Genomic DNA, 21,059 nt, shown 5'->3' with positions numbered 1-21,059 from the left:
CGGTCATGGTGGTCCGGCGAACGCCGCCGGACCACCGACCCCTATCTTATTTGCGCCCGATCTGGGTCCATGCGTCGGATATTTCCGAGATGATTTCGCGTGCGCCGCGCAGCATCGGCTCGGTTTCCGCGCCCTGTGCGGCGTTCAGACGGTTGGAAGCCTCGCGGTAAACCACGGCCAGCGTGGTCGCAATTTCGCCGCCACGGTCGAAGTCCAGGCTCTCTTCCAAGGCATTCAGAATATCGGAGGCACGGGCGCGTGACTGGAACATGGCGGGCATGTCCCCGCGCTCCAGGCATTTCAGCGCCCGGTCGATGCGCAGCAGAAGCTGTTCGAACATGATCTCGACCAGCTCATGCGCATTGGCGGCGGCGATCCGGCTGTTCTTGTCAACATTGCCATAACTCTGGGCCATGGCGCGATTGGGTGCGTAGTACATTGGTCGTTTTCCTGTCGACGGATTAATCGTTGGTGTTGTTCCAGATCTTGGTCTGCTGCTCGACATATTGCTGCGTCTGTCGCAGGATCGCGAGCTGCTGATCCATATTGCCGAAAGTCTGCTGCAGATTGGCGCGGTAGCGATCGATATCGTCGCTCAGTTTCTCGCGCATTTCGGCAAGGCTTTTGGACACCTGGTCGAAGCGGGCCTTGGCCAAGGTCAGCGGGCTGTTCTTGTCCTCCAGCGCCGTTTTCACCTCGTCGAGCACGCCGGCAAGGCCGGGGTGTTCGGCGTCAGGTTCCAGCGGATCGAGCATGGCGGCAACCGCTTCCGGATCCGCCGCGATCGCCTTGTCGAATTGGGCACTGTTCAGGCTCAGCGTGCCATCGCGCTCCGTCCGCACGCCGATATCGGCCAGGGTGCGGAAGGGGCCATCGGTGGACAAAGAAGTACTGCTCATCTGGCCAAGACGGCGGGCCATATCGCGAATGGCGCGATTGCCGGCCAGCGGGCCACCGCTATCGCCATCCACGCCGGGCGCAGTGGCGCTGTTCAGACCCTTTTTGAGAGTGTTGAACGCATCGATGAATTCGGTCACGAGGTCGCGCGTGGTGGCGACGGGTTTGTCGCTGGAAATGGTGATCGGCTCGCCGGGCTTGGCGGCCAGAAGGTTCAGCCGCACGCCCTCGATCCCATCTTCGATCGAGTTGGAATTGTTGATCAGCTCCACACCGTCGACAATGATGATGCTGTTGGTCGCTTCAGCCACCACCGACATGCCCGTGCCGCCACTTTGCGGATAGGTGAAATCCGCCAGCGTGCCGGCGCCGGTGGTCGATGCGCTCATCGTAAAGCTCTGGTCCGCGCCTTCATTGCCGGACACGACCAGCCGCGCGCCGCGGCTATCAACCAGGATCTTGGCGGTCACGCCGGCATCGGCATCATTGATGGCATCGCGCAGGCCGGCCAGCGTGTTGTTGCTGGCATCAATGGTCACATCGAAGCTGCCGCTGCTGGTCTGCATCGTCAGCGTGCCTTCGCCCACTGCCGCTTGCCCGGTGGCATAGTTGCGGGAAATGACGCGCTGTTCGGACGCTAGCTGTTTCACATCTACCGATACGGGCAGGCCCTTGGGGGTCTTGCCATCGATGAAGCTGGCCGACGCCACGCCGCCGTCGCTCGACACCAGATTGCCGGTAAAGCGGCGACCATCGAGAATGGTGCTCAGCGCCTCTGAAAAGGTCTTCAGGGACGATGATGCCGAACCCAAAGCGGATATCCGGGCGCTGTTGAGCTGTTCCTTCTGACTGATCACAGCCTCGCGCGGCTGGCGCGTGGCCGCCACGAGATCATTGACCAGCTGGGCGGAATTCACCCCCGACTGGCCGCTGACGAGATTGGAAATACTGGATAGCATGAACGCCCTTTCTTGAAATCTGTAACGGCGATGGCTGTGAAAACTTTAGGGCGAAAGCCGCCCATCGGCGTCGAATTTGAGATCGTCCGGCACATCGATGTCGGGCCGTTCGGTCCTTGCCGTCAGCTCGGCATCCAGCCGGAAGAGGAAGGCGAGGAGGGCGGCCACGGCCATGTACAGCCGCTCGTCCACCAGCTGATTGGCCTTGGACGTGTAGTAGATGGCGCGCGTGAGCTCAGGATAATGCAGGATCGGCACCTTGGCCTCATCGGCCAGCTCGCGCATGATCAGCGCCAGCTCGCCCCGTCCGCGATAAAGCACCACGGGCGCCGCGTCGCGCGCCTGATCATAGCGCAGCGCCACGGCGAAATGGGTCGGGTTGACCAGCAGCACGGTGGCGTCTTCCACCGCCGCGCGGGCCGATCCGCTCATCATCTCATGCTGGCGTTGCCGGATGGCCTGCTTCACTTCGGGCGAGCCTTCGCTCTCCTTGTGCTCGTCCTTCACTTCCTGCTTGGTCATGCGCAGTTTCTTGGTGCGCTGAAACATCTGGGCGGGCACGTCGATCATGGCGATGAACACCAGACAGGCGGCCATCGCCATCAGGGTGTAGATGAACAGGCTGCCGAACGCGCCGATGCTGCTGCGGATATCGCCCAGCCCAAGCTGCACCATATCGCCGATGGACGACATGATGAGCATGACGCCGACCACGCCCATGACGACGACCTTGGCCAGCGCCTTGCCCAGCTCGATCAGCGCATGGGTGCCGAACATGCGCTTCAGCCCGGATGCCGGGTTCATCTTGTTGGGCTTCACGCTGATCGCCTGCCAGCGGAAGCCGAGCGACCCCAGCAGCGCCGGGGTGCCGACCGCCAGCGCCATCAGCAGCGCCGCCAGCGCGCCGAAGGGAAGCACCAGCGGCGCCAGCAGCTTCATGGTGCGGTCCGCCATGTCGAAGCTTTCCAGATCCTGCTGCTCGATCATCAGGCCAGAGCGCACGACCGCGGAGCTGGCCTCCACCAGCTGGCCGCCGAAGAGCGCAAACATGGCCGCGCCGCCAATCATGATCAGCGCCACGCCCAGTTCCTTGGACTGCAGGACATCGCCTTTCTTGGCGCTGTCCTTCAGCCTTTTGTCGGTAGGATCTTCGGTTTTTTCACCGCCACCTGAGGGAGAGTCGGCCATGCGCTAACCTCCCGCCGCGATCATGCGCGATTGTTCCAGCCCGTCGCCCATCGCATTCATGATGCCGTCCGCCATGATCGGCGCGGCCATCGCCAGCAACACCAGGCCGGACAGCAGCGCGACCGGCAGGCCGACGGCAAACAGGTTGAGGGCAGGGGCGGAGCGGGCCAGCATGGCCATGACGATCTGGATCAGGATCAAAGACGCGCCGACCGGCATGGCAATGAGCAGGCCCAGAGAAAACAGCGATCCGCCAAACTGGACCAGATTGTCGATCGCGATCAGGCTGGGAAAGGCATCGCCCGGCGGCAAGGTGCGGTAACTGTCGACGATGATGGCGATGAGCATGAGATGCCCGTCCATCGCCAGCAGCAAAAGCGTGGCGATGATCGACAGGAACTGGCCGACCACCGGGGTCGAGCCGCCCATTTGCGGGTTGTTCATGGAGGCAAAACCCAGCCCCATGGCGTTGCTGAGCGTCTCACCGGCCACGAACACGGCGGAAAAGCCGATCTGCAGGGCAAAGCCCATGGCCACGCCCACCACCACTTCGCCCGCCAGGAACATGAAGCCGGCAAAGCTTGCCAATGTTTCGGCAGGCATGGTGATATTGGCCGGGCCGGTGGCGGCCAGACCGATCATCAGCGCCAGGATGATGCGCACCTGCCGCGGCACCTGCGCCGCGCCGAAAAAGGGCGCGGCCATCATTGCAGCCCCCGGCCGGATCATCGCCATGACCCATTGCCACAGCTGGTCCTCCGCCCCGGCAAAGGCGGGCGACATCATGGCCGTGGCTCCGCGCCTGATGGGACGGCAGTCATCATCAGACCAGCAGTTCCGGAATGCGATTGAAGGTTTCGATGGTAAAATCGGCGATCAGATAGAGGATCGACCCGCCGAACAGCGCCAGCATCGCACCGACCACGATCAGCTTGGGCACGAAGCTGAGCGTTGCCTCGTTGATCGAGGTGGCGGCCTGCACCATGCCCAGCAGGATGCCGATGGCGAGCGCAGGGATCAGCAGCGGAGCCGCCGCGAGCGCGGTGATCCAGAGCGTCTGCTGCGCAATACCGATGACATAATCTGTCTGTTCCATGAAGGGCCTCAGCTGACAAAGGAGCCGGCAAGCGAACCCATGGTGAGGGCCCAGCCGTCGACGAGGACGAAGAGAAGGAGTTTGAACGGCATCGAGATGATGGTGGGGGAGAGCATCATCATGCCCAGCGCCATCAGCGTGGATGCCACCACCAGATCGATGATCAGGAACGGCAGGAAGATCATGAAGCCGATCTGGAACGCGGTCTTCAGCTCGCTGGTGACGAAGGCGGGCAGCAGGATGGTGAAGGGGATTGCCTCGGGGCTTTCCACGCCGTCCACCTTGGCGATGTCCATGAACAGTTTGAGATCGGTCTGGCGGGTCTGCTTCACCATGAAGGCGTGGAACACCTCACCGGAGACGGAGACGGCCTGCTCCAGCGTGACCTGATCGGCGCCATAGGGCTCGATCGCGCGGCTGTTGATCTGCTCGATCGACGGCGCCATCACGAACAGCGACAGGAACAGCGACAGCCCGATCAGCACCTGGTTCGGCGGTGTCTGCTGCAGGCCCAGCGCCTGGCGAAGGATCGACAGCACGATAATGATGCGCGTGAAGCTGGTCATCATCAGCACGAGGCTGGGCAAAATCGTCAGCAGCCCCATCAGGATGAGGATCTGCAGGGACAGCGTCAGCGGTGCGCCGTCGCCGGAGACATCGTCCAGCGCGCGGGTCAGGGCTTCGGACGCGCCCGGTGCCTGCGGCGCGGCGGATGGTGCAGCCGGCGCGGTAATCGGCGCGGCGGCGGCGGGCTGCTGCGCCGGGGGCACGGCTGTGGCCTGCGCGGACAGTTCGACGGGCAGAAGCAGGATCAGCGCGGTCAGCAGCAGCTTCAGGAGCGCGCGGACGCCGGGACGTTGCAAAAGGGTCGTCATCGGCTCAGCTCCGGTTCTGGCGGAGCGAGGCACGCGCGGCGAGCGCCTTGTTCATGATTCCGGAAAAAGGATTGGGGTGGTCGCTCACCCCGGCATCGGCCATCGGCAAGGCGGCATACGCCTGGCGTTCCAGCTCGGTCATGTCGCGGGCGGTGATCTGCTCGATCTTGCCGCGCGTGGCGGAGAGCAGAATACGCTGGCCGCCAAATTCCACCACGGCCAGCTTGCCGGAGGTGCCCATCGACAGCGTCTCGACCAGGCGCAGATCGCGCTGGCGGACACCGGGCACCATTCCCGGCTGATATTTACGGTATAACCACAAGGCTCCCACGATCATGGCCACCATCAGGGGCAGCATGATCACCAGCTTGAGGATATAATAGGTCACTAGGCACGCCTTTCAACTCTCGCACCTCCGACGTTCTTCGTGACAACCTCTGCCACGCGGATGCCGAAACGGCCGTCGACGGTTACGACCTCTCCTTTTGCAACCAGCGTGCCATTTACGTTGATATCGAGCATTTCGTTCGCCTGGCGGCCCAGCTCGACGACCGAGCCTTCCGTCAAGTTCATGATTTCACACAATTTTAAGGATACATTGCCGACTTCGACCGACAGCCGCACCGGAATGTCCGCCAGAAAGCGATAGTGATCCGAATTGGGATCGGCAAAGCTGGGGCCGTCCGCCCGGCAAGGATTTGCCGCACCGTTGCCGTCCTGCAGGCCGGCGGCATCACTCATGCTCGGGGCCTCCGTCATGTCATTCATGGATTGATCCTTTTTCGATATAGTCGATGCGGAAGGCGGCGAGGCCGTTTTGCTCGCCAAGGCTGCCGCGTGCGAAGGGCCGATCGCCGACAATCAGGGGAAGATTGCGGGCAGGCGGGATGGGTATGATGTCGCCGGGCTTCAGATTGGCCAGTTCCGGCAGGGTCATGGTGGGCCGTGCCAGCACCGATCGCACGGGCAGATAGACCTCGCTCAACGCTGCCCCCAGATCCTCATGCCATTGCGGGTCCAGCGGGATGGTCGCCACGTCCGGCACGACGGACCATTCCTCGCGCGCCGATTTGATCATCTCGACCGGATAGACGATTTCGATGCTGAAGCTGGTATCGCCGGCATAGGACAGGGTGAACGGCTGGATGACGAAGGCCGTATTGACGCCGTTCGGGCGTATTTCGTCCGGATCGTCGGTCAATCCGGCGGCAAGGCAACGGAATGGGCCGGTCTCCGCCCAGGCTGCGCCCAGCTGCGGGCCGATCGCGCTGGCGATGCGATGCATCAGGCGCATATCGGTGGAGGAATAGCTGTTCTTCTTGCTCTTGCTCCGGCCAATCGATCCGCCGAAAAAGGCGTCGACCAGCGCAGCAATAAAATCATGCGGAAGACGCAGCGCAGCGCGGCCCTTCATCGGCGGCAGCTGGAAGAAGGCCAGGCCCATCGATGCGCCCTGGGCTTCCAGCCAGTCGGCTTGGAGCTCGGTGCGCGGCGGTTCTGCGGTCACGTTCAGCTTTTCGCTGGTCAGCGGCTGCAGCGCCATGCGCAGCCCCCCGGCCAGCCGCTTGGCCGTACGCCGGATGATGGGCGTGATATCCGCTTCATCCGAATTGCGCGTCAGGAAACTGTGCGACGCATCGTCGCGCATTGACCCGGCGGCATTGTCAGGGGCTTTTTCCTGGGCGGCGGCCATGATCTTACTGCAGCACCAGCTTGGTGAAATACACTTCGTCGATCCCGCCGAAGCCGGTCTTTTCTTCCAGCGTCTCGTTGATCCGATCCCGCAGACGCAGTGCCAGGTTTTTCTTTCCGGCGACCGTCTCTAGCTCCATCGCATCGGTATCGGCCATTTCCAGCACGATCGCATTGCGCACGGCAATGTCATGATCGGTCAGGGCCTGGACGACGCGCTCGTCATAGATGGTGGACACCGCCATCTCGGCCTGCGCGAAGCCGGATCCGCCACGCAGGTTGGTCGTAAAACTTTCCTCGATGGGATGATAGGTGACCTGATATTCGGTCTTTTCCGATTTGCCGCCGTGGGTTGGCCCGTCGACGGTGCTGCCGTCCTTCAGCACGATCTTCGGCAGGTCCGGCTTGGCTTCGGCTGCGCCGTGACCGCCCATCATGTCGGCATAGAAAAACCCGCCGGCGCCGCACGCCCCGCCAATCAGGAGGATGCCAACCACCGGCAGAAGAATTTTCTTCAATTTGCCTTTCTTGGCGGGTTTCTTGTCTTCACTCATGATCGAACTCCGTGTTTCGAAGATGTGACGCGCTTGGCATCAGGCATAATGGATGTTGGAAGAGGGGCGCTGGCCCGGCGCCTGGCCGGGCAGGGGAGCATCATTCGGCTGGCCGCCAGGCGACCGGGGATCACGATGGCCGACACGGGCCTGCCCTTGCGATTGAGACTGCGATTGCGCATTCGCCTCCGACTGGCCGGCCTGATGTTGCTGACCCGCGGTGCCATTCTGGCTGGTGGCGGCGCTATCGCGGGCCGCCACCTCCACGAGCATGCGATGGCCGGCACTGCGCAATTCCTGTTCGATACGGCCATGCGCTTGCGCAATGGCGCTGCGGACGGACTCATTTTCGGTGGTAATGTGCAGCCGCTCGCTTCCCTGATCGATGGCGATTTCCAGCTTGCCCAGATGTTCGGGCGCAATCTGCAACAGCAGCGTGCCATCCTTGACGGCCATGCTGTTCATCGCCGCGCTGATGGCGCTGCCCACGCGCGGACCGAATTGCTGATCGAACGGAATGGGCGGTCCCTGCACATAGTCCGCCGTTGCTGTGGCGCCCGCGCCAGGCGCGGCCATGCTGCGCGTAAGCTGCTGCGTGAAGGCGGAGAACCGATCGGGTTGTGTCGTTCCCTCTGCGGAGTCGAGCGGGCTAGGCAACTCGGATTGAGCCGCTCCGTTCTGTGCCGCTTCGAGAGATTTTGCCGTGCGGGCCGCCGTAACATGATCGTCAGCAGCAGGCGGCTGGATGTTGGTATAGGCGATACCATTTGCGTCGTTCGAGGCTGCCGCGGTGCGTTCCGCGAGCCCAGGACGTTGCCTCAAGCGGTTGCCGGCTGGTTCCAGAAAGCCAGAGCGTGTTACATTTGCAGCGCTCATGGTTTCGTCTGGGGTGCGCGTGTTGGCAGCCGATGACGACGGAGTATCCAAAGGCGAAAGGCGCTCGTCGGTCGTGGTTCCTTCGGACAGGAGCGACCGATTTGCCGCCGATACAGCCGGGGACGTCTGCGACTCGATAGGATCGAACGGCGCTTGGCTAACTATCGGGCGCGCCAAGGGCGCGTCAGAACTATTGCGGGGAAGGCTTGCGTCAGGAAGAGGGAGGCCGGCAGCGCTGCCTTCGCCCGTCGAGTTGCCGTTCGCTGGTGATTTCACCGTGTGGATCAACTCCGGAACATCGGGAGCCAAGGAAACAATCGGGCGCGCCGGGGTTTCGGGCGACGATGAAGAGCCGCTGCCACTGGATAGTGGTGCGCCTTTCCACTCTCCGGTCGTTTCCGCAGCCATCATTTCGCTGGATCCATTCGTCGAGGCCGGGGCAAGGCCACCAAGCGCGCCGCGCGCTTGCTGAGCTGGCGAGGGCGTCTGCGGCAGCGCCAGTGACATGATAGCTGGAAGGCCGAAATTTTCGAACGGATCGTCAGCCCATTCGTCGCCTGTGTCCGAAACCGTCGTTCCGGCAGACTCCTTCGCCGATGGAAGGGCTGCACCATTGCGTATGCCCAATATTCCCGCGGCTGGAACCGTTGTTTGCTTTAGCGACTTGCTCGGATCTGCATCAGCGTCGTTACCCTTGGTGCGGTTGAGCGCGTCGGAATCAGCTCCGACCTTGGTCGCACCGGTTTGGACGCCAAATATCGACGATGGCGCAATGGTGGAGGTGCCGCGAGCCTGCATGATAGAGGCCTTCGGTCTGCCGCCAATAGGGAGGGAGGAAGCTGTCATCGATTTGGATGATGCAGAAACCGTGCCAGTTGGCTTGAAAGATCGTCCGGCCATCATGCCGAATCCGGAAGAAATATTGCTCACAGGCCCGTTCCCTTCATCTTTCGCGGCTTGGCGCGGGGCTGTTCGGACAGTTTGCGGTCCTGCTCCGTTGCCAGATCATTGGCGGCGCGGCCGACCAGACGATCGGCCATCTCGCGTTTTTGATAGGCGGCAATCCGTTGCCGCTCCATCTGTGCAGTTTTCTGCCGGGCCTGTTCGATCGCGCCGGCCATGCTGTCATCTGCCTGGCACAGGCGATCGACCAGTTCGAGCTGCGCATGCAGGCTGCGGCCCTCGCGGCACTGGGCACCGGCCTTGTGCATATGCACGGCCAATGCCTTGAGCTGGGTGCGCTTCTGTTCTAGGCTGCTTTCATTGCCGCGCGCCGCAGCGCTGTCTCCCGTGGCGATGCGCAGCTGCGTTTCGCGCATGCCAAGGATGCGCTGGCGACTTTTAAGTATCTTCTTCACGCTTCATTCCCCCGTTGTCCGAAACCGTGCTGCAGCGCGGTAACGCTGTCTTCCATCGAGACCGCGTCGCGTGAGCCCTGCCGGACATATTCCAGTAGATCGTCATGACGGGCGACGGCCTCGTCGATCGCCGGGTCGCTGCCCTGGCGATATGCGCCCATCAAAAGCAGATCGCGATTTTCCTCATAGGCCGACCAGAGCCGGCGGAAATTGGTCTGCGCCGTGCGGTGTTCGTCATCGATAATGTCCGCGGCCACACGGCTGAGGGATTTGCCGACGTCGATGGCCGGAAAGATTCCCTGTTCGGAGAGAAGGCGGGACAGGATGATGTGGCCATCCACGATCGCGCGCGCCGTATCGACCACCGGGTCCTCCATGTCGCCGCCATCGGCCAGCACCGTATAGAGCGCGGTGATCGAGCCGCCGCTGGCCTTGTCATTGCCGGCGCGTTCAATGAGGCGCGGGATGAGCGCCAGGGCAGAGGGGGGATATCCCTTCATCGTGGGTGGTTCGCCCATCGACAGGCCGATTTCGCGCTGCGCATGGGCAATACGGGTCAGGCTGTCGATGATCAGCAGGACACGCTTGCCCTCGCTGCGGAAATGTTCGGCGATGGCGGTGGCGCGCGCGGCGGCCCGCAACCGCAATACCGGCGAATAGTCGGCTGGCACGGCCACAGTCACGGTTCGTCCGCGCATCGGGCCGTCGAGCTTGGTCTCGACGAAATCGCTGACCTCTCGGCCACGTTCGCCGATCAGACCGACGACCGCGACATCGACATCGGCATTGGCGATGATCTGGCCGATCAGAACCGACTTGCCGACGCCGGATCCTGCGGCGATGGCGATGCGCTGGCCATAGCCAGCCGTCAGCAGACCGTTGATGGCGCGCACGCCCAGATCGATCGGTGTCGTCACGCGGCCCCGGTTGAGAACGTTGGAGCGCTTGCCAGCCAGGGGCCAGTCCCTGTCGGACATGATCGGCCCGGCGCCGTCCAGCGGTTCGCCCATCGGGCCGATCACGCGGCCCAGCAGCCCGTCGCCCACCTGTGCCATACTCGATTGCATGTCGGGTTCCACGCGCGCGCCGTTGCGCACCGATCCATCGCTTTCCAGCGGGATCATGAGCGCGCGCGATCCGCGAAAACCGGCGATCTCGGCCTTGATGGCCTTGCCGTCCGCGGTGCGAATGGTGCCGCCAAAGCCGATCGGATAATCAAATCCGGTCACTTCCATCATGCCGGCATCATGCGCCACCAGCCGTCCGATCCGCCGTGGCCCGGCGTTCAGATTTCCGATGCGATTGACGAGATGGGTCAGCGCCTTTTCCTGTGCGGCAATCATTGCGTGTCCAGCGCGGCCAGCATGGATTCCAGCTCATCGAGCACCGGCTGGGTGCCATGTTCGATCCAGCCTTCGCTGTGGCTCAGCGACAGGGTGCCGCGCGTCATCGACGCATCCTCTTCCATGGTCAGTCCGAAGTCCTGTTCGCCGAGCAGGGCCCGGTCTAGCGGATGCAGATGCAGCACGGCGTTGGTGCAATCCTTTTGCGCCATCGTGGCCAGGGTCTGGCAATGCTGTTGCAGCGTCTCGGCGCTCGGCTCGGAAAATCCGGCGGTGCGGTCGAGCAGCTGGCGGATGGTGCGCACCAGGGTTTCACATAGCGCATTGCCCGGCCGTGGTTTCAGCGCTTCGACGGCGCTGGCCAGCCGTTCCGAGCAGGCCATCAGTTCCTCATTGGCCTGGGCAATGGCTGCCTGACCGTCGGCAAAACCCTTACGGTAGCTGTCATCCAGCTGTTCCTGCAGATAGGCTTCAGCCTGCGCCATCTCATCGACTGGCGAGGCGGCTGTTTGCTCCGGTGCGGCAGGCTGCTGCGTGCCATTGCTCTGAAAAGCGCTGGAATCGTTCGACCAGACCGAACGAAAGGGCGATTGCTGCGGGGCGAAGCTGCGTAGGGCGAAAGCCTCAGACATAATCGTCTCCCTGACCACCCATCACAACTTCTCCGCTGTTGGCGAGCTGACGGACCTGCGCGATCACCTTTTTCTGGGCATCGAGCACTTCGGCCAGCGGCATCGGGCCTTTCTCGGCAATCTCGTCCTCGACGGTCTGCGCGGCGCGGGTTGACATGGAGCTCAGGATTTTTGCGCGCAGCTTCTCGTCGGCGCCCTTCAGCGCGGGAACGAGCAGGGCGCTGTCCACCGTGCGGATGACGGTGCCCAGGTCCTTGACGTCCATGGTGATAAGGTCGGCAAAGGTGAACATCTGGTCTTCGATCTCGGTGGCGAGGCCCTTGTCCCGTTTGGACAGGGCTTTGAGCATCTTGGCGCTGTTCTTCTTGCCGATCTGGTTCATGATGGCGGCGACCTCGGGGGCATTGCCTCCCTTGTCGATCATGCTGCCGCCGCTGCCCTTGGGCGCGTGGAAGGCGGTGAGAAGCTGCTCGATCGTATCGATCGCGTCGCTGCTGACCTGGCCCAGTGTGGCCAGCCGGTAAACGATATCATCCTGCAGGTCGGCAGGGAAATCCCCCAGCACGGCAGCAGCATTGTCCGCCGAGAGGAAGGACAGCACGAGCGCGATCATCTGTGGATGCTCGTCTTCCAGCATCGATACGATATCGGAGGGTGACATCCATTCCAGCGCTTCCAGGCTGGGCTGCGGACGCTTGGGCGCAGTGCGGCTGATCATGACCTCGGCACGCTGTTCGCCAAGCGCGGCGGTGAGCATGGACTGGATCTGCACGTCGGAGCGATAGCCCAGGGTCGTGCGGTGCTTCGCCCGGTTGACGAACCGGTCCAGCACGGTGTCGATCTCACCCGGGCCGATGTCGGACACCGAGTACATGATGCTGCTGAGCTGTTCGACTTCCTTGGGCTCCAGCCGGGAAAGAATGTCCGCCGCTTCCTTTTCGGAGAACAGCAGAAGAAGGATCGCCGCCGCTTGCTCGTCATTGATTTCGCGCAGCTCGGTCGATGGAACCGGCGCTTGCGTTGCCAGGTCGGAAAGGGCGGTTTCCTCTTTCTCAATCACGTCAGCCATTGGCTGCTTCCTTCGTGTTCTTGGCTGAATTCAGCAGGTCTCTGATCACAAGCGTGGCATGATCGGGATTCTGTTTGACGAAATCCTGGATCAGCAGCGCGCGCTCCTGATAGCTGTAGGCAGAGCTGATCATGTCGAGCGTGACCGGTTTGTCCGCGATGGCTTCCGGCTGCAGCGACGTGGGAAGGGCCGGCGTGCCGTCTTCATTTTCCTCGCCCGTCTTGCCCGCAGCGGCGTTCTTCAGCTCCTTGCGGCGCTTGAGCATCGGGCGGCCGATGAAGAAGATCAGCGCCAGTGCCGCGATCAGGCCGGAGACATTGCGCACCAGCAGCGACACCCAGCTGGCTTCATACCAGGGCGTGTTGGCTTCGACGATCGGCTGGAAAGCGCGCGAGGACACCGCCACCTGATCGCCGCGCTGCTGGCTGAAGCCGATCGCGCCCTTGATGAGCTGTTCGATCGCGGCAATCTCCGCCGGGCTGCGCGGTTTGCCATCGGCGCCATTGGCAATCGCCACGGCCACGGACAGGCGGCTGACATCGCCGGTCGCCTCCCGCACCACAGATACCTGGCGGCCCAGCTCGAAATTGCGGTTAATCTCTTCCTGACGCTTCTGCATTTCGGCAGGCGCGGTGGGATCGGCCAGCTGATCGCCTACGGTGGCATCGGCAGGCGGCTGATCGCTGACGGCGCCGGGAATGCCGCCGGCATTGCCGGAAGCGGGATCGCTCTGTTCCGTCCAGCTGCGCTTTTCGCTGCGCACAACGGACTCGTCCTTGGGGAAGGTTTCGCTGGTTGCCTGACGTTCCGAGAAATCCAGTTCGGCCGAGACTTCGGCTGCGAAATTGCCCGCACCAAGGATGGGCGTGAGCAAGGCGGTGAGCGACTGGCGATAGCGGTCCTCGATCTGCTGGCGCACCATCAGTTGCTGGCCCGCCTCGCCAAGCGGCCCGTCCGTGGCGCTTTCCGACAACAGGCGTCCGTTCTGATCGACCACCGATACACGATCGGAATTCAGGCCGGAGACGGAGCTGGCAACCAGATGCGTGATCGCCTGCACCTGCTCACTGCTGAGCGTGGCACCGGGCGCAAGATTGAGCACCACCGATGCGGCCGGTTCATTCCGTTCGCGGATGAACACGCTTGGCGGATCGACCGCCAGATGCACCCGGGCCGAGTTCACGCTGTCGATGGCTTCGATCGAGCGAGCCAGATCGGCCTCGCGTGCGCCGCGCAGCTTTTCGGTTTCCACCGCGCGGCTGGCCCCCATGGGCATGCTGGAGATCATGGTATCGCCATCGGGCGCGCTTTTGGGCAACCCTTGCGCGGCGACCAGCATCTTGGCGGCATAATAATCGTCTTCGGCTACGGTCAGCGCGCCGGTGTCGGTGTCCAGACTGTAGGGAATGGAATTGCTGTCCAGCGCCGCTGCCACGGCGGCCTTGTCATTTTCCGGCAGGCCGCGGAACAGATCGCGCTGCGGCGGCGCCTGAAACGCCATCCAGGCCGCAGCAGCCATTGCCACCACCGCCAGAAAGCCGATCAGCGGCAGCGCCTTGGCCACCGCCGGTTGTCCCAGAAATTCGCGCGCCTTGTCCATGAAGCCGGAGGCCATCGAACCGCTGTCGCTGATGCCCATGGGCTTCAGCCGCTGGGTGGCCCGCGTCAGTCCGCCACCGTCACCGGAACCGGCATCGCCGGGCTGGGAAATCGTCATTTCATTCATATCACACCGGCATGTTCATGATGTTCTCGTAAGCCGAGAGCAGCTTGTTGCGGACTTGCAAGGTAGCCTCGAACCCCACCGACGCCTTCTGCTTGGCCAGCATGACCGCCGCGATATCGGTGGTTTGTCCAGCGTCGTAAGCAGCGGCGGCATTGGCAGCGGTTGATTGCGATGCGTTCACCTGGCTCAGCGCGTCGCGCATGGTATCGGTGAACGGCGTTTCGGGCGCTTTGCCCGATCCGCCGATCTGACCGCTGCCGACCTTGGGTGCTTCGGTAACGTTCTGGAGGGTCTTGTTCTGCTGCAGGATCGCGTTGCGCGCGGCGAGCAGGCTGTTGGCCATCGGTTGCATGGATCAGTCCTCCTTCAGGCCGCTTCGGCCAGCTCGCGCATATCGGCGAGGCGGTAACGAAGCGTGCGTTCGGATATGCCGAGAAGCTCTGCGGCGCGGCGGCGATTGCCCTGCGTTTCCTCCAGCGTGGCGCTGATCGCGTCGAATTCGGCCAGACGGGCCTGGGTCTGCAGATCACGGCCACGCAGGACGCGGTTGGCGAGGGGAGTGGGGTCGGCACGGGGCGTCGTAGGCAAAGCGGCAGGGATGCTGCCGATCGGCGTTGCGAACGGGTCCGGGGCAAGATCGAAATCCTCCAGCGTGATGCTGTCGCCTTCGCGCAGCACCAGTGCACGCTGCAGCATGTTGCACAATTCGCGCACATTGCCGGGAAAAGCGTGGCTCATCAGGGCGTGGAGCGCCTCGGCATCGATCCACGCGAAATCCGCTCCGTCCTTCTGCATGGCGAGCAGCATGGTCGCGGCGATGGCGCAGATGTCCTGACGGCGCTCGTTCAGTGGTGCGATCTCGATCGGCATGACATTGAGGCGCCAGTAGAGATCTTCGCGGAAGCGACCCTCGGCCACTTCGGCGGTGAAATTGCGATTGGCTGCGGCCACGATGCGGATATCGACCTTCACGGCGCGGGTCTCGCCCACGGGCAGCACTTCGCCTTCCTGCAACGCGCGCAGCAATTTGGCCTGCAGCTCCAGCGGTAGCTCGGTGATCTCGTCCAGGAACAATGTGCCCCCATCCGCTGCACGAAACAGACCTTCGCTCTCTCCGCTTGCGCCGGTGAAGGCGCCGCGCTTGTGACCGAACAGCATGGCTTCCACCATGCTGGCGGGCAGGGCGGCGCAGTTGACGGCAATGAACGGGCCTTCCGCGCGCGGGCTGTTGTTGTGCACGAAGCGGGCCATGCCTTCCTTGCCCACGCCGGTATCGCCCTGGATCAGGACCGCCGCTTCGCTCGTCGCCACGCGGGCGGCATAGCGCATCAACTTGGCGCTGGCCGGTTCACCGACGGCGGGGCCGCCATGGCGCACGGCTTCGGCAATCAGAGCGTGGCCAAGTTTCAGATCATCGGGGCCAAAGGCAATCTGCATGGGCTGGGTCATGTCGCCAGGCACCAGCGTGGGCGCGCCGGGGCGGAAGGACAGGATCAGATCGCGATGCGATGCCTCGCTGCGCTCGTCTTCGGTCAAAATGCGGATGGGGCGCGTTCGCGTGGAACCGGCCGCGTCCTCCATGCGTATGGTGTCTATAAGAACAGCGTTCAGATAGGCCGTCAAAGTGGGCAGCATGGCAGCTGCGGCATCGCTGATGGCGGTTTTCGTTACGAACATTCTTACTTCCCCGGACTTTGGCACAGCGACATGGCTGGCTCCCTCATGGCAAGTGGATGCAAGGGGTGTGCCAAACCGCCAAATGGCGGCGCGCTGCGGCATATTGCCGTTGGCCCGGCATAGCTGATCGTCAAAGCGTCAATGCAGCGTCGCAAAGCGTCAAAATAATGGCGCTATATATATATAAAGCCGGCATTTGACGGTCTTTCAGGCCCGTCGATTTTCAATTTAAGCGATCCGAATTGGCACCGTTACCTTTTTCGAACCCGGCGAGACACGATGCCGGCCCCGGATTAGAACGAAGGAAATCGAAATGACTGTCATCGGAACCAACATCGCTGCAATGCGCGCTTCTTCCGCTTCGACCAAGGCCGAGATGGGCCTTTCCAAGGCGATCGAGCGTCTGTCCACCGGCCAGCGCATCAACTCGGCCAGCGACGATGCTGCCGGTCTCGCCATCGTCACCAAGATGACCTCGGAAGTACGCGGCCTGACGATGGCCAAGCGCAACGCCAATGACGGCATCTCGCTGGCCCAGACCGCCGAAGGCGGCATGAACGAGATCACCAACATGCTGCAGCGGATGCGCGAACTGTCGGTCCAGTCGGCCAGTGGCACATTGGGTGTGGATGATCGCGGCAACCTGCAGAAGGAAGTCGCCGCGCTGAAGCTTCAGATCGACGATATTGCCGGCCGCACCACGTTCAATGATGTCAGCCTGCTCGACAATGCCAATGTGATCAACATCCAGACCGGTTCCAAGTCCGGCGAGCAGGTCGGCATCCAGCTGACCGACGTGCGGGCCGCTACGTTGACCGATGGCACCACGACCGTGGCCGCAATCGACATCAGCACGACGGCAGGTGCCAACGCAGCGCTGGACTCGCTCGATGCGGCTCTTGCCACGGTGACAACGGCGCAGGCCGACCTCGGTGCCTCGCAGAACCGGCTGCAGGCCACCGTCAGCAGCCTGACCGACCGCGTGACCAACCTGTCGGAAAGCCGCAGCCGCATCCAGGACGCCGACTTCTCCGAAGAATCCACGCAGCTGGCCAAGTTCCAGATCCTGAACCAGGCATCGACCGCGATGCTCGCCCAGGCGAACAAGAGCCAGGAAGGCGTGATGAGCCTGCTGCGCTAATACACCAAGCCAGACTAACATAACTAAAAAGCGTAGCCCGCCGGAGTGATCCGGCGGGCAAAAACGCGTGTGTACTATGTTGTTACTGATCGGAATATAATAACCAAATAAAATGTGTGCTTTTGTTCTAAAGTTATCTTGGCAGGTGCCGTTACCACCTTCGAGGCAACTCTTGATCAGGGAGTTGTCCAGACTTCAATAAGGGAAACACACCTATGACTGTTATCGGTACCAACACCGCCGCGATGCGGGCGACGTCCGCGTCGACCAAGGCATCAATGGGCCTTTCGAAGGCCATCGATCGCCTGTCCACCGGCCAGCGCATCAACTCCGCCAGCGACGATGCTGCCGGCCTTGCCATCGCCACCAAGATGACCTCTGAAGTGCGCGGCCTGACGATGGCCAAGCGTAATGCCAATGACGGCATCTCGCTGGCGCAGACCGCAGAAGGCGGCATGAACGAGATCACCAACAGCCTGCAGCGTATGCGCGAACTGGCCGTTCAGTCCGCCAGTGGCACGCTGACGCTGGAAGATCGCACCAATCTGCAGGCCGAAGTCGGCGCGCTTACCAAGCAGATCGATGCCATTGCCAAGAACACCACGTTCAACGGCGTGCAGCTGCTCAACAATGCCGACGGTACTACGCTAACGGCGACGGCTATCAATATCCAGACCGGCGCGAAATCCGGTGAACAGGTGGCGATCGGTCTGACGGATGTCGGTATCGCCGCGCTCGGCATTGGTGATAACGCCGGTGCGGTAACCATCGATATCACGACGGATACGGCTGCTGCTACCGCTCTTGGCACGCTCGATGCGGCATTGAAGACGATCACCACCGCACAGGCCGATCTCGGTGCCTCGCAGAACCGTCTGCAGGCCACCGTCAGCAGCCTGACCGACCGCGTGACCAATCTTTCGGAAAGCCGCAGCCGTATTCAGGATGCCGATTTCTCCGAAGAGTCGACCAATCTGGCCAAGTTCCAGATCCTGAACCAGGCGTCCACCGCGATGCTTGCCCAGGCGAACCAGAGCCAGCAGGGCGTGATGAGCCTGCTGCGTTAATAGCACTGAAGCCACCCGCATGCGTTCGATGCGGGAAGGCTGAACAAGCGTCCGTCGGTAGTTACCGGCGGGCGCTTTTTATTGGATAAAGCTGGCCGGCATGGCCGCCATGCTTCAATCCATCGTCTGGCTGAGTTTCTTGCGCATATTATCGAGCGCGCCTTTCTTGATCTGGCAAACCCGCGCGGCGGTGACACCCAGCACAGAGCCGATCTCTTCCAGGTTGAGTTCCTCGATGAAGAACAGCTGCAGCACCATCTGCTCACGCTCGTTCAACGTTCCGAGGCCCGCGGCGACTAGCTGTGTCAGCTCATCGCGCTCCAGCGCCATATCGGCGCCATCGTCTTCGGATGCGAACCAGATGCTGTGTTCCGAATAGACCTCGTCCATCGATTCCATCTGAACATCGGCGGCCTGATCGAAGCGCGAGAGAAACTCTGCCGGTTCAAGGCCCATCTCCAGCGCCAGCTCCTTCTCGCTTGCGTCACGGCCGAGCTGCTTCATCAACTTGTCCTGCGCGCGGCGCAGCTGCTTGCGGAAATCCAGCGCGGAGCGGCACAGATTGCTCTGCGCGCGCAGATGATCGATCATCGCGCCGCGGATGCGCGTGCCGGCATAGGTGGAAAACTGGTGCCCCTGATCTTCATAACGGCGTGCCGCCTCGATCAGCGCGACCAGGCCGATCTGGATCAGATCTTCCACCTCTATGGTCGCAGGAGCTTTGCCAGAGACGTGCCAGGCAATCTTGCGCACCAGCGGGATATGGTCCTCGATCAGCTGCTTCGGGTCTTGCCGAACGGGCTTGCGCCCATAGGTCAAAGAGGAACTTGTCTGGAAATTCATGGCTCGCGTTCCTCTCAAAGTCCGGTGAAGCTGTGATGGGCTTGCGGCTGCGGTGCCGGTTCTGCGGGGCCACCGACCGTTGCGATGACTTCCACGGGCTTGTCATCCGGCAGTTCGCGGAAGCTGAGCACCGGTGTATCGGGGAAGCGCGGACGCAGCAGATCGGACAGCGCCTTGCGCGCGGCGGGGGAGGTGACCAGCGCGAAATTCTGCTGGCGCAGCATCAGGCGCTGACTGGATTCCTCGATGGCCGTCAGGATGCGTTGGCCGAGGCCGGGCTCGATCGGGAAGCTGGCATCGCCGGAAATCTTGATCGACTGGGAGAGCAGACCCTCCAGCTCCGGATCCAGCGTGACCACCGGCAGCGGCATGCTGACAGGGACGAGCGACTGGATGATGAGCGATCCGATGCGCTGGCGCACCCGCTCCACCACCAGCGGAATATCCGTGCTGCCATCGCCTGTCGCCTCGACCATGGCCGAACACAGACGGCGGAAGTCCTTGAGCGGTACGCCTTCGATCAGCAGCGCGCGGCAAACGGCGGACACGGCAAACAGGGACAGCGCCTTGGGGGTGAGCCCCTCGACCAGTTCCGGCGCGCGCTCCTTCAGATTGTCGAGCAGCATCTTGGTTTCATCCATACCGAACAGTTGCGCGGCATTCAGGCGGATCATGTGGTTGAGATGCGTGGCCAGCACGGTGGAGGCGTCGACCACGGTGTAACCCGCCACGATGGCTTCGGCGCGCATATCCGGGCTGATCCAGCGCGCGTCCATGCCAAAGGTGGGGTCCTTGCAGGCGCGGCCAGTGATCTCTTCGTCGATATCACCGCTGTCGATCGCCAGCATGTCTTCCGGCCAGATCACGTCTTCGCCGATCACGGTGCCGCCAATGGTGATGCGATAGGCATTGGGATCAAGCGTCAGATCATCCTTGATGCGCACCAGCGGAATGACGAAACCCAGCTCCTTGGACAATTGCTTGCGGATACCGGTCACGCGCTTCATCAGCGGCGCATCCTTGCGCTCGTCGACCAGCGGGGTGAGCGCGTAGCCAACCTCGATGCCCAGCATCGCTTCGTCCGACACGTCGCTCCAGTTGATGGTGCTTGGATTGGGGGCGGGGGCTTCGGGCACTTCTTCCTCTGGCTCGGGGCGGGAAAAGCGATAGGCGAAATAGCCGGCCACGGCGGCCGCAGGCAAAATCACCATGTGCGGCATGCCGGGCAGCACGCCCAGGATCGTCAGTATGACGGCGACGGGGATCCAGGCCTTGTGCGATCCGAACTGCGAGGCGATCTGTCCGGGCAGATCGAACGGGGAAGACACGCGGGTCACGATCGCGGCTGCGGCGATCGACAGCAGCAGGGCAGGGACCTGCGCCACCAGCGCGTCGCCGATGGCGAGCATGGTGTAGGTGGACGCGGCCTCGCCGATATCGAGCCCATGGCTGACCACGCCGAGCACGATGCCGCCGAGAATGTTGATGACCAGGATCAGCACGCCGGCGATCGCATCGCCTTTCACGAACTTGCTGGCACCATCCATCGAGCCGTAGAAATCGGCCTCGGTCGCCACGTCGACGCGGCGCTGCTTGGCTTCTTCCGGCGTGATGAGGCCCGCGCCGAGATCGGCATCGATGGCCATCTGCTTGCCGGGCAGGGCATCCAGGGTGAAACGTGCACTGACTTCCGACACGCGGCCTGCGCCCTTGGTGATGACGACCATGTTGATGATCATCAGGATGGCAAACACGAACAGGCCGACGACATAGTCGCCACCGATCAGCATGGAGCCAAAGGCTTCGATCACATGGCCGGCCGCATCGCCGCCTTCATGGCCGGACACCAGCACGACGCGGGTGGAGGCGACGTTCAGGCCAAGCCGCAGCAGCGTTGCAAACAGCAGCACCGTTGGAAAGCTGCTGAAGTCCAGCGGCTTGGACGCGTTCAGCGCCACCATCAACACCGCGAGCGAAATCATGATGTTGGTGATGAACCCGATGTCGAGCACAAAGGCGGGCACCGGCAAGACCAGGAACACGACTAGCAGCAGGGTGGCCATCGG

Annotated in this window: 22 protein-coding genes; 2 read left to right on the top strand and 20 right to left on the bottom strand. The window is 62.6% G+C overall.

What is annotated here, in order from left to right; translation table 11 throughout:
• Positions 1 to 46: 46 nt before the first annotated feature.
• The 18 genes from G410_RS0105490 to G410_RS0105405 are packed head-to-tail and all read right to left on the bottom strand — an operon-like array spanning position 47 to position 15,942.
• Complete coding sequence (locus tag G410_RS0105490) at positions 47 to 439, bottom strand: flagellar export chaperone FliS (protein ID WP_022672651.1); 393 nt, start codon at positions 437 to 439, stop codon at positions 47 to 49.
• Between the two features lie 22 nt (positions 440 to 461).
• Entirely contained in the window at positions 462 to 1,856 is a 1,395-nt protein-coding gene (gene fliD / locus G410_RS0105485) for a flagellar filament capping protein FliD (protein WP_022672650.1), read from the bottom strand.
• A 45-nt stretch (positions 1,857 to 1,901) separates the two neighbouring features.
• Positions 1,902 to 3,044, bottom strand: coding sequence for an EscU/YscU/HrcU family type III secretion system export apparatus switch protein (locus G410_RS0105480; RefSeq protein ID WP_022672649.1), 1,143 nt, complete (start codon positions 3,042 to 3,044; stop codon positions 1,902 to 1,904).
• A 3-nt stretch (positions 3,045 to 3,047) separates the two neighbouring features.
• Positions 3,048 to 3,830 (bottom strand): flagellar biosynthetic protein FliR, encoded by a 783-nt coding sequence (gene fliR / locus G410_RS0105475; RefSeq protein WP_022672648.1) that lies wholly within the window; start codon positions 3,828 to 3,830, stop codon positions 3,048 to 3,050.
• A 37-nt stretch (positions 3,831 to 3,867) separates the two neighbouring features.
• Complete coding sequence (locus G410_RS0105470) at positions 3,868 to 4,140, bottom strand: flagellar biosynthetic protein FliQ (RefSeq protein ID WP_022672647.1); 273 nt, start codon at positions 4,138 to 4,140, stop codon at positions 3,868 to 3,870.
• A gap of 8 nt (positions 4,141 to 4,148) precedes the next feature.
• On the bottom strand, positions 4,149 to 5,015 hold the full coding sequence (gene fliP, locus G410_RS0105465; protein WP_022672646.1) for a flagellar type III secretion system pore protein FliP: 867 nt from the start codon (positions 5,013 to 5,015) through the stop codon (positions 4,149 to 4,151).
• A gap of 4 nt (positions 5,016 to 5,019) precedes the next feature.
• Positions 5,020 to 5,403, bottom strand: coding sequence for a FliO/MopB family protein (locus G410_RS17655; RefSeq protein ID WP_022672645.1), 384 nt, complete (start codon positions 5,401 to 5,403; stop codon positions 5,020 to 5,022).
• Entirely contained in the window at positions 5,403 to 5,783 is a 381-nt protein-coding gene (fliN, locus tag G410_RS0105455) for a flagellar motor switch protein FliN (RefSeq protein ID WP_028971109.1), read from the bottom strand. The genes G410_RS17655 and fliN overlap by 1 nt, the downstream gene beginning before the upstream one ends.
• A complete protein-coding gene (locus tag G410_RS0105450; protein ID WP_022672643.1) occupies positions 5,776 to 6,708 on the bottom strand; it encodes a FliM/FliN family flagellar motor switch protein in 933 nt (310 codons plus the stop codon). The genes fliN and G410_RS0105450 overlap by 8 nt, the downstream gene beginning before the upstream one ends.
• A gap of 4 nt (positions 6,709 to 6,712) precedes the next feature.
• Positions 6,713 to 7,261: a flagellar basal body-associated FliL family protein gene (locus G410_RS0105445; protein WP_022672642.1), complete on the bottom strand. Its 549-nt coding sequence runs from the start codon at positions 7,259 to 7,261 to the stop codon at positions 6,713 to 6,715.
• A 39-nt stretch (positions 7,262 to 7,300) separates the two neighbouring features.
• Positions 7,301 to 9,067 carry a flagellar hook-length control protein FliK gene (locus tag G410_RS17945; RefSeq protein ID WP_156851863.1) on the bottom strand — a complete coding sequence of 589 codons (1,767 nt, stop codon included), beginning with the start codon at positions 9,065 to 9,067 and terminating at the stop codon, positions 7,301 to 7,303.
• Complete coding sequence (locus tag G410_RS0105435; RefSeq protein ID WP_028971108.1) at positions 9,064 to 9,495, bottom strand: hypothetical protein; 432 nt, start codon at positions 9,493 to 9,495, stop codon at positions 9,064 to 9,066. Before G410_RS0105435 ends, G410_RS17945 begins: the two co-directional genes overlap by 4 nt.
• On the bottom strand, positions 9,492 to 10,838 hold the full coding sequence (locus G410_RS0105430) for a FliI/YscN family ATPase (RefSeq protein WP_022672639.1): 1,347 nt from the start codon (positions 10,836 to 10,838) through the stop codon (positions 9,492 to 9,494). The genes G410_RS0105435 and G410_RS0105430 overlap by 4 nt, the downstream gene beginning before the upstream one ends.
• Positions 10,835 to 11,470, bottom strand: a complete 636-nt coding sequence (locus tag G410_RS0105425) for a FliH/SctL family protein (protein WP_022672638.1) — start codon at positions 11,468 to 11,470, stop codon at positions 10,835 to 10,837. Before G410_RS0105425 ends, G410_RS0105430 begins: the two co-directional genes overlap by 4 nt.
• Positions 11,463 to 12,539 (bottom strand): flagellar motor switch protein FliG, encoded by a 1,077-nt coding sequence (fliG, locus tag G410_RS0105420; protein ID WP_022672637.1) that lies wholly within the window; start codon positions 12,537 to 12,539, stop codon positions 11,463 to 11,465. Before fliG ends, G410_RS0105425 begins: the two co-directional genes overlap by 8 nt.
• The gene (gene fliF, locus G410_RS0105415; RefSeq protein WP_342662452.1) at positions 12,532 to 14,256 is read right to left on the bottom strand and encodes a flagellar basal-body MS-ring/collar protein FliF; all 1,725 of its coding nucleotides are present in this window, start codon (positions 14,254 to 14,256) and stop codon (positions 12,532 to 12,534) included. The genes fliG and fliF overlap by 8 nt, the downstream gene beginning before the upstream one ends.
• A 10-nt stretch (positions 14,257 to 14,266) precedes the next feature.
• Positions 14,267 to 14,617, bottom strand: a complete 351-nt coding sequence (gene fliE / locus G410_RS0105410; protein ID WP_028971105.1) for a flagellar hook-basal body complex protein FliE — start codon at positions 14,615 to 14,617, stop codon at positions 14,267 to 14,269.
• Positions 14,618 to 14,631: 14 nt separating this feature from the next.
• Positions 14,632 to 15,942, bottom strand: coding sequence for a sigma-54 interaction domain-containing protein (locus G410_RS0105405; protein WP_022672634.1), 1,311 nt, complete (start codon positions 15,940 to 15,942; stop codon positions 14,632 to 14,634).
• A gap of 313 nt (positions 15,943 to 16,255) precedes the next feature.
• Between G410_RS0105405 and G410_RS0105400 the strand changes: the two genes are divergently transcribed.
• Positions 16,256 to 17,083, top strand: a complete 828-nt coding sequence (locus tag G410_RS0105400; RefSeq protein WP_022672633.1) for a flagellin N-terminal helical domain-containing protein — start codon at positions 16,256 to 16,258, stop codon at positions 17,081 to 17,083.
• Between the two features lie 215 nt (positions 17,084 to 17,298).
• Complete coding sequence (locus G410_RS0105395; protein ID WP_022672632.1) at positions 17,299 to 18,150, top strand: flagellin N-terminal helical domain-containing protein; 852 nt, start codon at positions 17,299 to 17,301, stop codon at positions 18,148 to 18,150.
• 114 nt (positions 18,151 to 18,264) lie between these two features.
• On the opposite strand, the gene G410_RS0105390 is transcribed toward G410_RS0105395, so the two are convergent.
• The gene (locus tag G410_RS0105390; protein ID WP_022672631.1) at positions 18,265 to 18,993 is read right to left on the bottom strand and encodes a sigma-70 family RNA polymerase sigma factor; all 729 of its coding nucleotides are present in this window, start codon (positions 18,991 to 18,993) and stop codon (positions 18,265 to 18,267) included.
• A 14-nt stretch (positions 18,994 to 19,007) separates the two neighbouring features.
• Complete coding sequence (gene flhA, locus G410_RS0105385) at positions 19,008 to 21,056, bottom strand: flagellar biosynthesis protein FlhA (protein ID WP_245559311.1); 2,049 nt, start codon at positions 21,054 to 21,056, stop codon at positions 19,008 to 19,010.
• Between the last annotated feature and the right edge of the window lie 3 nt (positions 21,057 to 21,059).

Source organism: Novosphingopyxis baekryungensis DSM 16222 (assembly GCF_000420305.1).
In the GTDB taxonomy this organism is placed as follows: domain Bacteria; phylum Pseudomonadota; class Alphaproteobacteria; order Sphingomonadales; family Sphingomonadaceae; genus Novosphingopyxis; species Novosphingopyxis baekryungensis.
This window is presented reverse-complemented; position numbering and strand designations above follow the sequence as displayed.

Bases quoted from the DNA above. Each gene is read 5' to 3' on its own strand.
- fliG (WP_022672637.1), bottom strand. From the start codon at position 12,539: ATGGCTGACGTGATTGAGAAAGAGGAAACCGCCCTTTCCGACCTGGCA.
- G410_RS0105450 (WP_022672643.1), bottom strand. From the start codon at position 6,708: ATGGCCGCCGCCCAGGAAAAAGCCCCTGACAATGCCGCCGGGTCAATG.
- G410_RS0105400 (WP_022672633.1), top strand. From the start codon at position 16,256: ATGACTGTCATCGGAACCAACATCGCTGCAATGCGCGCTTCTTCCGCT.
- G410_RS0105425 (WP_022672638.1), bottom strand. From the start codon at position 11,470: ATGTCTGAGGCTTTCGCCCTACGCAGCTTCGCCCCGCAGCAATCGCCC.
- fliR (WP_022672648.1), bottom strand. From the start codon at position 3,830: ATGATGTCGCCCGCCTTTGCCGGGGCGGAGGACCAGCTGTGGCAATGG.
- G410_RS0105395 (WP_022672632.1), top strand. From the start codon at position 17,299: ATGACTGTTATCGGTACCAACACCGCCGCGATGCGGGCGACGTCCGCG.
- fliE (WP_028971105.1), bottom strand. From the start codon at position 14,617: ATGCAACCGATGGCCAACAGCCTGCTCGCCGCGCGCAACGCGATCCTG.
- fliP (WP_022672646.1), bottom strand. From the start codon at position 5,015: ATGACGACCCTTTTGCAACGTCCCGGCGTCCGCGCGCTCCTGAAGCTG.
- fliF (WP_342662452.1), bottom strand. From the start codon at position 14,256: ATGACGATTTCCCAGCCCGGCGATGCCGGTTCCGGTGACGGTGGCGGA.
- G410_RS0105445 (WP_022672642.1), bottom strand. From the start codon at position 7,261: ATGAGTGAAGACAAGAAACCCGCCAAGAAAGGCAAATTGAAGAAAATT.
- G410_RS0105405 (WP_022672634.1), bottom strand. From the start codon at position 15,942: ATGTTCGTAACGAAAACCGCCATCAGCGATGCCGCAGCTGCCATGCTG.
- G410_RS0105430 (WP_022672639.1), bottom strand. From the start codon at position 10,838: ATGATTGCCGCACAGGAAAAGGCGCTGACCCATCTCGTCAATCGCATC.
- fliN (WP_028971109.1), bottom strand. From the start codon at position 5,783: ATGAATGACATGACGGAGGCCCCGAGCATGAGTGATGCCGCCGGCCTG.
- flhA (WP_245559311.1), bottom strand. From the start codon at position 21,056: ATGGCCACCCTGCTGCTAGTCGTGTTCCTGGTCTTGCCGGTGCCCGCC.
- G410_RS0105490 (WP_022672651.1), bottom strand. From the start codon at position 439: ATGTACTACGCACCCAATCGCGCCATGGCCCAGAGTTATGGCAATGTT.
- G410_RS0105480 (WP_022672649.1), bottom strand. From the start codon at position 3,044: ATGGCCGACTCTCCCTCAGGTGGCGGTGAAAAAACCGAAGATCCTACC.
- G410_RS0105390 (WP_022672631.1), bottom strand. From the start codon at position 18,993: ATGAATTTCCAGACAAGTTCCTCTTTGACCTATGGGCGCAAGCCCGTT.
- G410_RS0105470 (WP_022672647.1), bottom strand. From the start codon at position 4,140: ATGGAACAGACAGATTATGTCATCGGTATTGCGCAGCAGACGCTCTGG.
- fliD (WP_022672650.1), bottom strand. From the start codon at position 1,856: ATGCTATCCAGTATTTCCAATCTCGTCAGCGGCCAGTCGGGGGTGAAT.